This is a genomic window from Pandoraea fibrosis, assembly GCF_000807775.2.
Taxonomy (GTDB): domain Bacteria; phylum Pseudomonadota; class Gammaproteobacteria; order Burkholderiales; family Burkholderiaceae; genus Pandoraea; species Pandoraea fibrosis.
In genome coordinates this window covers 2,157,891-2,171,202 of record NZ_CP047385.1, presented here as the reverse complement: position 1 = coordinate 2,171,202, position 13,312 = coordinate 2,157,891, and the positions used below count along the sequence as shown (strand labels likewise).

Genomic DNA, 13,312 nt, shown 5'->3' with positions numbered 1-13,312 from the left:
TTTTAGGGGAGCCTGACGATTACCTACTTTCACACGGGTATCCGCACTATCATCGGCGTGGAGTCGTTTCACGGTCCTGTTCGGGATGGGAAGGGGTGGTTCCAACTCGCTATGGTCATCAGGCATAACTTGTATGTCTTGCTGCACTAGGCGTGCAACAAAACCAATTCAGAAGAAGCGTAGTACTACATGTAATTGGGTTGTGAGCGTATCAGCGCCATTGGGGCACACACGTCACTCAAACCAGGGAAAACACACTGGTTATAGGATCAAGCCTTACGGGCAATTAGTATCAGTTAGCTTAACGCATTACTGCGCTTCCACACCTGACCTATCAACGTCCTGGTCTTGAACGACCCTTCAAAGGAATCGAGTTCCTAGGGAAGTCTCATCTTAAGGCGAGTTTCCCGCTTAGATGCTTTCAGCGGTTATCTCTTCCGAACATAGCTACCCGGCGATGCCACTGGCGTGACAACCGGTACACCAGAGGTTCGTCCACTCCGGTCCTCTCGTACTAGGAGCAGCCCCCTTCAAACTTCCAACGCCCACGGCAGATAGGGACCAAACTGTCTCACGACGTTTTAAACCCAGCTCACGTACCTCTTTAAATGGCGAACAGCCATACCCTTGGGACCGGCTACAGCCCCAGGATGAGATGAGCCGACATCGAGGTGCCAAACACCGCCGTCGATATGAACTCTTGGGCGGTATCAGCCTGTTATCCCCAGAGTACCTTTTATCCGTTGAGCGATGGCCCTTCCATACAGAACCACCGGATCACTATGACCTGCTTTCGCACCTGCTCGACTTGTCAGTCTCGCAGTTAAGCACGCTTTTGCCATTGCACTATCAGCACGATTTCCGACCGTACCTAGCGTACCTTCGTACTCCTCCGTTACACTTTGGGAGGAGACCGCCCCAGTCAAACTGCCTACCATGCACTGTCCCCGATCCGGATTACGGACCTAGGTTAGAACCTCAAACAAGCCAGGGTGGTATTTCAAGGACGGCTCCACAGAAACTAGCGTTCCTGCTTCAAAGCCTCCCACCTATCCTACACAGACCGGTTCAAAGTCCAATGCAAAGCTACAGTAAAGGTTCATGGGGTCTTTCCGTCTAGCCGCGGGTAGATTGCATCATCACAAACACTTCAACTTCGCTGAGTCTCGGGAGGAGACAGTGTGGCCATCGTTACGCCATTCGTGCAGGTCGGAACTTACCCGACAAGGAATTTCGCTACCTTAGGACCGTTATAGTTACGGCCGCCGTTTACCGGGACTTCAATCAAGAGCTTGCACCCCATCATTTAATCTTCCGGCACCGGGCAGGCGTCACACCCTATACGTCCACTTTCGTGTTTGCAGAGTGCTGTGTTTTTATTAAACAGTCGCAGCCACCAGTTTATTGCAACCCCTTCACCCTCCTGGCGCAGGCCAGTCAAGCTACAAGGGCGTACCTTATCCCGAAGTTACGGTACCAATTTGCCGAGTTCCTTCTCCCGAGTTCTCTCAAGCGCCTTAGAATACTCATCTCGCCCACCTGTGTCGGTTTGCGGTACGGTCTCGTATGACTGAAGCTTAGAGGCTTTTCTTGGAACCACTTCCAATTGCTTCGCGAACAAGTTCGCTCGCCCCACAGCCTTGAATTACGCGCCCGGATTTGCCTAAGCGCCTTCTCCACTGCAGGGACCGGGACTTCCAACACCCGGACAACCTTCCGCGATCCGTCCCCCCATCGCATCATACGACGGTGCAGGAATATTAACCTGCTTCCCATCAGCTACGCATCTCTGCCTCGCCTTAGGGGCCGACTCACCCTACGCCGATGAACGTTGCGTAGGAAACCTTGGGCTTACGGCGAGGGGGCCTTTCACCCCCTTTATCGCTACTCATGTCAGCATTCGCACTTCTGATACCTCCAGCATCCTTTACAAGACACCTTCACAGGCTTACAGAACGCTCTCCTACCATGCGAGCAAGCTCGCATCCGCAGCTTCGGTATATTGCTTAGCCCCGTTACATCTTCCGCGCAGGACGACTCGATCAGTGAGCTATTACGCTTTCTTTAAAGGGTGGCTGCTTCTAAGCCAACCTCCTGACTGTTTTAGCCTTCCCACTTCGTTTCCCACTTAGCAATATTTAGGGACCTTAGCTGGCGGTCTGGGTTGTTTCCCTCTTGACACCGGACGTTAGCACCCGATGTCTGTCTCCCGTGATTGCACTCTTCGGTATTCGGAGTTTGCTATGGCGAAGTAATCCGCAATGGACCCTTCAACCATGACAGTGCTCTACCCCCGAAGGTGATACACGAGGCACTACCTAAATAGTTTTCGGAGAGAACCAGCTATTTCCAAGTTTGTTTAGCCTTTCACCCCTATCCACAGCTCATCCCCTAATTTTTCAACATTAGTGGGTTCGGACCTCCAGTACGTGTTACCGCACCTTCATCCTGGCCATGGATAGATCACTTGGTTTCGGGTCTACACCCAGCGACTGAACGCCCTATTCGGACTCGCTTTCGCTACGCCTTCCCTATTCGGTTAAGCTCGCCACTGAATGTAAGTCGCTGACCCATTATACAAAAGGTACGCCGTCACCCCTTACGAGGCTCCGACTGTTTGTATGCATGCGGTTTCAGGATCTATTTCACTCCCCTCCCGGGGTTCTTTTCGCCTTTCCCTCACGGTACTGGTTCACTATCGGTCGATTACGAGTATTTAGCCTTGGAGGATGGTCCCCCCATCTTCAGACAGGATTTCACGTGTCCCGCCCTACTTGTCTCAAGCTTAGTTCCACACCAGGGTTTTCTCATACGGGGCTATCACCCACTATGGCCGGACTTTCCATTCCGTTTTGATAACACCGGTGCTAAATCTTGAAGGCTGGTCCCATTTCGCTCGCCACTACTTTGGGAATCTCGGTTGATTTCTTTTCCTGCAGCTACTTAGATGTTTCAGTTCGCCGCGTTCGCTTCGCTAGACCTATGTATTCAGTCTAGGATGACCTAAAAGGCCGGGTTTCCCCATTCGGACATTTGTGGATCAATGCTTATTTGCCAGCTCCCCACAACTTTTCGCAGGCTATCGCGTCCTTCATCGCCTGTAATCGCCAAGGCATCCACCACATGCACTTATTCGCTTGACCCTATAACCAGAATGTCTTCCAGCTATAGGTTGAGTTATCGCGTTGTGCCGTATTCCAAGTCATCTTTCGATCACTTAAATACTGGTTGATACAATCACAACCCGTACAATTTCCACGCGCCATCTCTAACGCGCTTCCGTTGTACTACTACTTCTTCTAAATTGTTAAAGAACAAATACTGCATGACATTGCTGTCATTCAAAAACGTTCACGCTAAATCACTATTGGGATTTACTACAGACGTAAAAGCTTTTGACTGACATCGATGTGTGATCTAAGGAATTGGTGGAGGCAGACGGGATCGAACCGACGACCCCCTGCTTGCAAAGCAGGTGCTCTCCCAGCTGAGCTATGCCCCCCAAATCAGTCTGATGCGGCGTTACAAAAAACCTTGCATACCAATGTATGCCGCGGCTTTTTGTGCCTTGCCTCAGCCAGATTTCTTTCTACCAGGCGTCGGTGGAAAGAGATTGGTGGGTCTGGAAGGACTTGAACCTTCGACCCCCGCCTTATCAAGACGGTGCTCTAACCACCTGAGCTACAGACCCGACTTAGATCTACGCAGTCAACAACCGATAAGCGTGAACACTCAACTTCCAGTGCATGCTCTAGAAAGGAGGTGATCCAGCCGCAGGTTCCCCTACGGCTACCTTGTTACGACTTCACCCCAGTCATGAATCCTGCCGTGGTAAGCGCCCTCCTTACGGTTAGGCTACCTACTTCTGGCAAAACCCACTCCCATGGTGTGACGGGCGGTGTGTACAAGACCCGGGAACGTATTCACCGCGACATGCTGATCCGCGATTACTAGCGATTCCAGCTTCACGCAGTCGAGTTGCAGACTGCGATCCGGACTACGATCGGTTTTCTGGGGTTAGCTCCACCTCGCGGTTTGGCAGCCCTCTGTACCGACCATTGTATGACGTGTGAAGCCCTACCCATAAGGGCCATGAGGACTTGACGTCATCCCCACCTTCCTCCGGTTTGTCACCGGCAGTCTCCTTAGAGTGCTCTTGCGTAGCAACTAAGGACAAGGGTTGCGCTCGTTGCGGGACTTAACCCAACATCTCACGACACGAGCTGACGACAGCCATGCAGCACCTGTGTTACGGTTCTCTTTCGAGCACTCCCACCTCTCAGCAGGATTCCGTACATGTCAAGGGTAGGTAAGGTTTTTCGCGTTGCATCGAATTAATCCACATCATCCACCGCTTGTGCGGGTCCCCGTCAATTCCTTTGAGTTTTAATCTTGCGACCGTACTCCCCAGGCGGTCAACTTCACGCGTTAGCTTCGTTACTAAGGAAATGAATCCCCAACAACTAGTTGACATCGTTTAGGGCGTGGACTACCAGGGTATCTAATCCTGTTTGCTCCCCACGCTTTCGTGCATGAGCGTCAGTATTGGCCCAGGGGGCTGCCTTCGCCATCGGTATTCCTCCACATCTCTACGCATTTCACTGCTACACGTGGAATTCTACCCCCCTCTGCCATACTCTAGCCTTGCAGTCACGAATGCAGTTCCCAGGTTAAGCCCGGGGATTTCACATCCGTCTTACAAAACCGCCTGCGCACGCTTTACGCCCAGTAATTCCGATTAACGCTTGCACCCTACGTATTACCGCGGCTGCTGGCACGTAGTTAGCCGGTGCTTATTCTTCCGGTACCGTCATCCCCCCGAGGTATTAACCCAGAGGATTTCTTTCCGGACAAAAGTGCTTTACAACCCGAAGGCCTTCTTCACACACGCGGCATTGCTGGATCAGGCTTTCGCCCATTGTCCAAAATTCCCCACTGCTGCCTCCCGTAGGAGTCTGGGCCGTGTCTCAGTCCCAGTGTGGCTGGTCGTCCTCTCAGACCAGCTACAGATCGTCGCCTTGGTGAGCTTTTACCCCACCAACTAGCTAATCTGACATCGGCTGCTCTTGTAGCACGAGGCCCGAAGGTCCCCCGCTTTCCTCCTCAGAGCGTATGCGGTATTAATCCGGCTTTCGCCGAGCTATCCCCCACTACAAGGTACATTCCGATGTATTACTCACCCGTTCGCCACTCGCCACCAGGTGCAAGCACCCGTGCTGCCGTTCGACTTGCATGTGTAAGGCATGCCGCCAGCGTTCAATCTGAGCCAGGATCAAACTCTTCAGTTTAAACCTGTTACTGTTTTCGGTTTTTCGTGATAAATCACTCGAACCGGTCGCTCTCAAAGTATGCTGACAAGTTAATTACTTAACTTACCTATTACTATGTGAGCCTCAATAAATTTAAAGCTAATCTGCCGAAGCAGACGCACTATTCATCGAGTGCCCACACTTATCGGTTGTTCAATTTTTAAAGATCAATCGCATCTGACTTCGCTTCGTCGCACACTTACCGCGCCGTCGCTTCGTTTTCTGCGTCGCTGCATCAGCAGCAGAGAAGTGAGATTATGTCGCAGCTTCTCGTCGTCGTCAACAGTTTTTTTCGCTTCTCTTCGCTCATCGCCGTAGCGACTCACAAGCTCGAAAACCCCTAACCACCGGGCTTTCCAGCCCGTCGCCCCAACTTCGCCGCCGCTTTCGGCTGCGTCGCTGTCGTTGCGAGAGACGAGATATTAGTCACCTTCGACGAACTGCGCAAGCCCTTTGTGAAACTATTTTGAAGGTCGTGCATTTTCCTGCGTTTCGCACACCTCCCAGGCATGCGCTTCTCTATATATAGACGGACGAAGTCGGCGCGAACCAGCGTCGGCCCCGCCGCCTTTGGCACAATAGCGGCCATGGACACCGATCTTTCCCCTGACGCCTCCGGGCACACGCATCCCTTCGCCGCCCTGCTGCCTGACGTTGTCATCACCGCCGTCGAGCAATTGGGCACTTACAGCGACGGACGTCTGCTCGCACTCAATAGTTACGAGAACCGCGTCTATCAGATCGGGATGGAAGACGGCCCGCCCCTGATCGCCAAGTTCTACCGCCCCGAACGCTGGACCGACGACGCCATTCTGGAAGAGCACCGCTTTACGCAAGCACTCGCTGAGCGCGAGATTCCCGTCGTCGCCCCACTGGAGATTCAAGGCAAGACCCTGCATCGCTTTGATGGCTTCCGCTTCGCGCTCTTCCCTCGACGCGGTGGACGCGCCCCCGAACTGCAAGATCCCGACACGCTGAACTGGCTCGGCCGCTTTCTCGGGCGCATTCACGCCCTCGGCGCCACCCAGTCGTTCCAGCACCGTCTCACCCTGAATATCGACAGCTACGGACACGCTCCCGTCGACTATCTATGGACGAACCACTTCATTCCGACCGACTTGCGCGACGCATGGCGCAGCATCGTTGATCTCGCGCTCGCCGGCATCGCCCGTGCCTACGAACACGCGGGGGACGTGAAGCTGCTGCGCGTGCACGGCGATTGCCACGCCGGCAACGTTCTGTGGACCGACGCCGGCCCGCATTTCGTCGATTTCGACGACACCTGCATGGCCCCGGCGATGCAAGACCTGTGGATGCTGCTCTCGGGCACGCGCGCAGAGATGACCGTCCAACTCGACGAAGTGCTCTCCGGCTATGAGGACTTCGCCGACTTCAACCCGCGCGAGTTACATCTGGTGGAAGCCTTGCGAACGCTGCGCCTGCTTCACTACAGCGCCTGGCTCGCTCGCCGCTGGGACGACCCGGCCTTCCCCGCCGCCTTCCCGTGGTTCAACACGCAGCGCTATTGGCAAGACCGCATCCTTGAGCTGCGTGAACAGGTCGCCCTCATGGACGAACCTCCGCTGACCTGGCGCTAAGCGCAGCCTCGGCATCCCTCCACACAGCCGCAGCACCGCCCGCACTCACCACCATCGCCACATGGCGAAGCCGAGTGCGGCGGCAACACACCACTCCGCGGCCGATCCCGTCGTAACGTAGAGCGGCGAACGAAAGCGCGTGCGCAGCGGCCAGCAAAGTGGCACTCCGGACGGTGTCAGCCAATCCGCCAGCAGATGCGAGAGATACCCGGCGCAAAGTGCAATCATCCACGGCGGCACACGCCCCCATCCGTAGAGACACGCGATAACGGCCAGCATGGGCAGCAATAACGAATGCGTCATGCCGCGATGCCCGAATACGCTGGAGATCGCCAGCGACAACGGCGCCACGCGTCGGCCCAACATGCTTTTCGGATGATCGATATCGGGCAGCAGCGCCCCCACAAGGGTCAGGGGCCACGCATGGACGCTGGCGGCCCATCCGGTGCGATGCATCAGCCAAGTCGCGCCGATACCGAATATGAGATGACTTCTGGCTTGCATGAAAAACCGGCGGCGATGCGCGGGCAGGCCTCGCGCATCAGAGAAGGGGGCCGAAGTCTACCACCGGGCAGACGACACTGGCAGCACCGGCAACCTCACTTCCCCACTCACCGAGCACACCGCCCGCACCAGCGCAACGTCCCCTGGAGATAAATCTCAAATACGCCACATTCGGCGCGATTCGATTGACGGTGTCATGCACGGCCCGTACGATCCGCCCGACGCAATTCCAGACTTTCGCGCCAAGACGAACGACTCGCCCGCAGGAGTTTTTGATGAAGAAGTTTCTGATCTTTGCCGCAGCCTTGGCACCGCTTGCCGCGCACGCCATGAACCCGCTCGTCACGGACGACACCGGCACGCAGGACACTGGCAACTGGCAACTCGAGCTGAACAGCGAATGGACGACGCTGCCGACCTCGCGTCAGCAGCAATGGAGCAACACGCTGACCTACGGGGTGTTGCCCAATCTCGACGTTGCCATTCAGGCGCCCTACCAGCGCAACCGCCCCGACGGCGACGGCTGGACCAACGGCTTCTCCGACCTCCAGTTGCAAGCCAAATGGCGCTTTCTCGAGGGCGAGCAATGGCACCTCGGCCTGAAACCTTTCGTCTCGTTGCCGACCGCCAGCCAGGAGCGTGGCCTTGGCAACGGCCGCGCCACGACCGGCGCGAACCTGCTGATGCAATACGACCTCGATCGCTGGACGTTCCTCGCCAACGTGGGCTACACGTGGAACAACAACAGCATCGGCAATCGGCAAAGCCTGTGGAATGCCTCCACAGCCGTGCTTTTCAACGTGACGGACACCGTTCGTCTGGTGGCCGACATTGGCCTCGCGACCAATCCGGACAGCACCACCCAAACGAAGCCGGGCTACGCGCTGGTCGGCGCGATCTACAGTCCCACCAAAGATCTCGATCTGGACGTCGGCTACAAACGCGGCCTGAATCCCGCCTCGATTTCCCACTCGGTACAGGCCGGCGTCACCGTTCGCTGGTGAGCACGGCGACGCGGCGGGCGACTGCCTGACGACACGGCAGCCGCCTCCCCCGCCGCTCATCCGCTCCCCGCTCCCCTCAACAACACGCGAGATGGCGCGCCTTGCAAGTCTCCAGCACCTCGTCGGGCGAACGCTTCCACCAGTCCTGCGACGAGAAGATTTCCACTTCGTGCATGCCCTCGTAGCCTTGCGCTTCGACGAGCGCGCGCGCAGCGGGGATATCGATGACCCCGTCGCCCATCATGCCGCGATCGAGTAACAGCTCGCGCGTCGGCACCAACCAGTCGCAGATGTGAAACGCGAGCAACCGTTGCTTGCCTGCCCGGGCGATCTGCGCGGCCAACTGCGGGTCCCACCACACGTGATACAGATCGACGGCGATCCCCAGTCCGTCGTCACCCAGTTCGTCGCAAAGATCGTTGGCGTGCGCCATCGTATTCACACACGCCCGATCGGCCGCATACATCGGATGCAGCGGTTCGATCGCCAGCGGCATCCCCGCGCCACGCGAGTAATCCAGCAACTCGGCAATGCCATCGCGCACCTGTGCCCGGGCACCTGCGATATCCTTCGAGCCGGACGGTAGCCCGCCGACCACGAGCACCAGACACTGCGCGCCTACGGTCAGCGCCTCGTCGACCGCGCGCCGGTTATCGTCTCGCGCAGCCCGACGCCCCGCCGCATCTGCCGCGGGAAACATCCCCCCTCGGCAATATCCCGTGACGGTCAGGTCATGCGCGCGAATCCGTCGGGCCGTCTCCGCGAGCCCCAACTCGGCCACCTGATCGCGCCACGGTGAAATGCCACGAATCCCATGGCGCGCAATGCCGTCGATGATGGCGTCGAGCTTCCACTGCTGGCGCACCGTCGCCGTGTTGATCGACAGTTTCTCCGCCGGCGGCGGCACGTAGGGCGACATCGACGTCACCACGTCGCGCGTGCCGGCGCTCATGCTTCCACCCCACTCACGGCAAGCCAGAGCTTCATGCGATACGCCGCCAGCGCCGGATCTTCGATCAGTTGCGCGGCGGTAGCCAGACGAAACAACTCGCAGTAATGCCAGAGACTGCGCGCGCTTTGCTGGCCGCCGACCATCGCGAAGTGTTCCTGATGGCCATTGAGCCACGCCATGAAGACCACCCCCGACTTATAGAACCGGGTCGGCGCGGCGAAGATGTGGCGCGACAGCGGCACGGTCGGCGCGAGAATCGCATCGAAGGTCTCGCGATCGCCGCGTCCCAGCGCGTCGAGCGCCGTCGACGCGGCCGGGGCAATCGCGTCGAAGATGCCGAGCAACGCGTCCGAATAGCCGTGTGCGTCGCCCACAATCAGTTCCGCGTAGTTGAAATCGTCGCCCGTGTACATGCGCACGCCCTTCGGCAAACGCCGGCGCATGGCGATCTCCTTGTCCTTGTCGAGCAACGAGATTTTGATGCCGTCGACCTTCGCGGGTTGCGTCTCGATCACTTGCAGACAAACGTCCGTCGCGCGATCCAGGTCGCGATGCCCCCAGTAACCTGACAGCGCCGGGTCGAACATATCGCCGAGCCAATGCAGAATCACCGGCTCGCGCACCTGACGCAGTATCCGCTCGTACACGCGCAGATAATCCTCCGGCCCCTTGGCCACGGCTGCGAGCGCACGGCTTGCCATCAGAATGATCCGGCCACCGGCCGCCTCGACCGCCTCGACCTGCTCCTCGTAGGCGCGAATCACGTCGTCCAGCGTGAGCCCGGCGGCGGGCACCAAATGATCGGTACCGGCGCCACAAGCGATCAACGCACCGGGGTGATGCTTCGACTGCGCAACGCTGCGCCGGATCAATTCGAGCGACGTCGGCCAGTCCAGCCCCATACCGCGTTGCGCCGTATCCATGGCTTCGGCCACCCCGAGGCCCAGCGAGAACAGCCGTTCGCGGTAAGCGAGTGTGGCGTCCCAGTCGACGGCGGCGGTCAGCCACGGATCGGCCGTCGAGCGCGTATCCGCCACCACGTGCGCTGCCGAATAGGCAATGCGATTCATCTTCGGCGACGGATTCGGCTGCCACGTGCGCTCGGTACGCACGGTGAATGGCACGAGATGCCCGTCGCGATCGATCAGCTTGAGCGTCGGCGCCATGGCTTACGCTCCTTCCCGGCCGGACAGATCCGGCACGTCGAGCCAGCGGCGCTCGCGCCAGCTTTGCAGTCCAAGCTCAACGAGCTGCACCCCCTTCGCGCCCTCGAGCAGGTTCCACTTGAAGTCACCCTCGCCCGCGACGTGGCGCAGGAACAGTTCCCACTGCACCTTGAACGCATTGTCGTAAGCCGTCGTGTCGGGCACCTTGACCCAATCGTCGAAGAAATCGTGGGTCTGGCGCACGTCCGGATTCCACACCGGCTTCGGGGTATTCACACGCGATTGCGTCCAGCAGTCGGTCAACCCCGCGACTGCCGAGCCGTGCGTGCCGTCCACCTGGAACGTCACCAGATCGTCGCGGCGCACGCGCACGCACCACGAGCTGTTCAACTGCACGATCACGCCGTTCTCGAGTTCAAACGTTGCATAGGCTGCATCGTCGGCCGTGGCCTTGTACGGCTTGCCCTGTTCGTCCCAGCGCTGCGGGATGTGCGTGGCGCCGAGGCACGACACGCTCTTGACCTTGCCGAAGACGTTATCGAGCACGTAGCGCCAGTGGCACAGCATGTCGAGAATGATGCCGCCACCGTCTTCGGTACGGTAATTCCACGACGGGCGCTGCGTGGGTTGCAGATCGCCCTCGAACACCCAGTAACCGAATTCGCCGCGCACGGACAGCACTTGTCCGAAGAAGCCCGCGTCATTGAGAAGTTGCAGTTTGCGCAGTCCCGGCAACCAGAGCTTGTCCTGCACCACGCCGTGTTTCACGCCTGCGGCCTGCGCCGCGTGGTACAGATCGAGTGCCTCGGCCAGATTCGTTGCCACGGGCTTCTCGCAGTAGATGTGCTTGCCCGCTTTCACGGCACGCTTGAGCAGCGCTGGACGTGCCTGTGTCGTCGCGGCGTCGAAGAACACCGTGTCGTCGGGATTCGCCAGCGCCTCATCCAGATTCACGCTCCAGCGCTCGATGCCGTACTGACGCGCGAGCGCTGCAATCTTCTCGGCGTTGCGTCCGACCAGAATCGGATCGGGCATGAGACGGTCGCCGTTGGCGAGCGTCACGCCCCCTTGTTTGCGAATCTCCACAATGGAGCGGATCAAGTGCTGATTCATACCCATGCGACCGGTCACGCCGTGCATGATGATGCCGATTCGAAGCGTTGCCATTACGTAATCTCCTGTGACTTCCCTTGTAGCGATGCCCTATCGATTCGTCGTCGATTCGTGGATGTCCGGGGCCGGTCATCGAAGCCACCGAACGAAATCAAAAATTTCGTATACCTAAATTATTGGCGAAGGATCCGACATATCATTGCCTCACCCTCTGTCGTTCAATGTGTCTGCATCTCCCGAAGCGTCGTCCAATCCGGCATGGCATTTGATGCAAAACCTTCGCCGTAGAGGTCTTCCAACGCGATGTCGCCTTCGTTCACCCGCAAACGCACCCCGTCAATGTCCTGCCCGGCTTGCCACGCGTAGAGCGCCGGATGACGCTGCGCGAAGGCTCGCTGCTCCTCTTCCCGGGCACCGGGCATACCAGCGACATAGTGGTGCCCGTTGCGCTCGATGTGCGTCACGCCAAGCAGCGCCGCCAACGCCAGATCCTGTTGCACGGCAAGCCCCGCCTGACAGGTCAGGTCTTCTGCCGTCATGAAGTAACGACGTACCCCCGCCTGTGCGTTCCAGAGTTCGCAACGCGCGCGATTGATCAGCGACTTGTAAAGGCCCTTGCAACTCTTGCTCGACACGGCGCGATAGCCCAGCGCCTTTGCATCCACGAAGGCATCGAGCGTCTCGTCGGATTCGTCGATCATCATCGGCACGGCACTCGCGAGCGGGCCCAGCGGATGACGCAGCGCCACGCTTCGCGCCAACGGTTGTTCCACATAACGCACCCGCCGCACCAGATCGGACAGTTGGGCGTCGCGCTCCATCGAACGCCAAAACGCGAGGAACGTGCCGGCGTCGGCGTATTGCTCGTTGCCATCGAGCGTGACGCGGTAATCCGGACATTGCCGCCCTAACAGCGAGGCAATGGCGGTGAGGCGTTCGCGATCCTGCTGTGCGTCGCCGCCGAGCTTGAGCTTGAATTCACGCGGACGATAGCGACGCACCACGTCTTCAAGCGTCGCAGGCAGTCCATCGTCTGGCAGGTCCGCGCTCCCCGCGTGGGTAAGCACGTCGGCCATACCCACCGTGTGCCGCAACGCGAGCGAGCGCATCGGCCGGAGATCGGTCAACAGGGTGTCGAAATCGAAGCCGTCGAGATCCGGGGCTAGCGGCGTATGCCTCAAGCCCACCACGTTGCGCCGCATGGCGTCGAAAAACGAAACACCCAACGCGCGGCACAGACCATCGAGGACCGCCTTATCGATCTGCGCAAGCCCGAACGACGCCACGAGCGGATTCAATCCAAGCGCCGCCCCTTCGTGAAGTTGCACCGGATACTGCCGTTCGAAGCGAGCGAAAGCGGTCGCAGGCGCACTGTCTTCCAGCGCCAGCCGACGTGCCAGCCGAAGTGAATCGCGCAGTTGCTCGGCGTTCTGCGCCTGCGACAGTTCCGGCGACTTGTCGAACCATTTCGGCACCATCAGTTCGGCGCTCGCCCCCACCGCTTCGCGACCGTCGGCCAGACGCACGCCCACGCGCACAAAGGCCTGTGTCGCGTGGCGCAACGTGACCGCACCGAAGCGAAATGGCAGCCGCAGCGCGACGTCGCGCTCGAACAATTCGCAAAACGTTAGGGTGAGCGATACCCCTGACATACCCGACATACGTC

Annotated in this window: 7 protein-coding genes, 2 tRNA genes and 3 rRNA genes; 2 read left to right on the top strand and 10 right to left on the bottom strand. The window is 58.5% G+C overall.

The features are described 5' to 3' along the window. Window positions 1–10 precede the first annotated feature (10 nt). The 5 genes from rrf to PI93_RS09690 form a co-directional block, all read right to left on the bottom strand. Window positions 11–123: ribosomal RNA gene (gene rrf / locus PI93_RS09710) — 5S ribosomal RNA — on the bottom strand. 142 nt (window positions 124–265) lie between these two features. Next, window positions 266–3,143: ribosomal RNA gene (locus PI93_RS09705) — 23S ribosomal RNA — on the bottom strand. Between the two features lie 283 nt (window positions 3,144–3,426). Beyond that, window positions 3,427–3,502 (bottom strand) — tRNA-Ala (locus PI93_RS09700). A gap of 112 nt (window positions 3,503–3,614) precedes the next feature. After that, a tRNA-Ile gene (locus tag PI93_RS09695) sits at window positions 3,615–3,691 on the bottom strand. Between the two features lie 64 nt (window positions 3,692–3,755). Next, a 16S ribosomal RNA gene (locus PI93_RS09690) occupies window positions 3,756–5,288 on the bottom strand. The 16S, 23S and 5S rRNA genes sit together here with 2 tRNA genes alongside, the layout of an rRNA operon. Window positions 5,289–5,896: 608 nt before the next feature. On the opposite strand from PI93_RS09690, the gene PI93_RS09685 reads away from it, so the two are divergent. After that, window positions 5,897–6,907, top strand: a complete 1,011-nt coding sequence (locus PI93_RS09685; RefSeq protein WP_039375329.1) for a serine/threonine protein kinase — start codon at window positions 5,897–5,899, stop codon at window positions 6,905–6,907. Window positions 6,908–6,952: 45 nt separating this feature from the next. Here PI93_RS09685 and PI93_RS09680 read toward each other — a convergent pair whose 3' ends face one another. Beyond that, entirely contained in the window at window positions 6,953–7,411 is a 459-nt protein-coding gene (locus tag PI93_RS09680) for a metal-dependent hydrolase (protein WP_039375327.1), read from the bottom strand. Window positions 7,412–7,686: 275 nt separating this feature from the next. On the opposite strand from PI93_RS09680, the gene PI93_RS09675 reads away from it, so the two are divergent. After that, on the top strand, window positions 7,687–8,415 hold the full coding sequence (locus tag PI93_RS09675; protein WP_039375326.1) for a transporter: 729 nt from the start codon (window positions 7,687–7,689) through the stop codon (window positions 8,413–8,415). Window positions 8,416–8,491: 76 nt separating this feature from the next. Here the strand turns inward: PI93_RS09675 and PI93_RS09670 are convergent, their stop codons facing one another. From PI93_RS09670 to PI93_RS09655, 4 genes are all read right to left on the bottom strand, one after another. Then, complete coding sequence (locus PI93_RS09670) at window positions 8,492–9,334, bottom strand: sugar phosphate isomerase/epimerase family protein (protein ID WP_039375337.1); 843 nt, start codon at window positions 9,332–9,334, stop codon at window positions 8,492–8,494. A 29-nt stretch (window positions 9,335–9,363) separates the two neighbouring features. Further along, the gene (locus tag PI93_RS09665; RefSeq protein ID WP_039375325.1) at window positions 9,364–10,533 is read right to left on the bottom strand and encodes a dihydrodipicolinate synthase family protein; all 1,170 of its coding nucleotides are present in this window, start codon (window positions 10,531–10,533) and stop codon (window positions 9,364–9,366) included. A gap of 3 nt (window positions 10,534–10,536) precedes the next feature. Then, window positions 10,537–11,700 carry a Gfo/Idh/MocA family protein gene (locus PI93_RS09660; RefSeq protein WP_039375322.1) on the bottom strand — a complete coding sequence of 388 codons (1,164 nt, stop codon included), beginning with the start codon at window positions 11,698–11,700 and terminating at the stop codon, window positions 10,537–10,539. Window positions 11,701–11,864: 164 nt separating this feature from the next. Further along, window positions 11,865–13,307, bottom strand: coding sequence for an enolase-like domain-containing protein (locus PI93_RS09655; protein ID WP_052241101.1), 1,443 nt, complete (start codon window positions 13,305–13,307; stop codon window positions 11,865–11,867). Window positions 13,308–13,312: the final 5 nt, after the last annotated feature.

Coding starts and splice junctions, on each gene's coding strand:
- PI93_RS09685 (WP_039375329.1), top strand. CDS start 5,897: ATGGACACCGATCTTTCCCCTGACGCCTCCGGGCACACGCATCCCTTC.
- PI93_RS09680 (WP_039375327.1), bottom strand. CDS start 7,411: ATGCAAGCCAGAAGTCATCTCATATTCGGTATCGGCGCGACTTGGCTG.
- PI93_RS09675 (WP_039375326.1), top strand. CDS start 7,687: ATGAAGAAGTTTCTGATCTTTGCCGCAGCCTTGGCACCGCTTGCCGCG.
- PI93_RS09670 (WP_039375337.1), bottom strand. CDS start 9,334: ATGTCGCCCTACGTGCCGCCGCCGGCGGAGAAACTGTCGATCAACACG.
- PI93_RS09665 (WP_039375325.1), bottom strand. CDS start 10,533: ATGGCGCCGACGCTCAAGCTGATCGATCGCGACGGGCATCTCGTGCCA.
- PI93_RS09660 (WP_039375322.1), bottom strand. CDS start 11,700: ATGGCAACGCTTCGAATCGGCATCATCATGCACGGCGTGACCGGTCGC.
- PI93_RS09655 (WP_052241101.1), bottom strand. CDS start 13,307: ATGTCGGGTATGTCAGGGGTATCGCTCACCCTAACGTTTTGCGAATTG.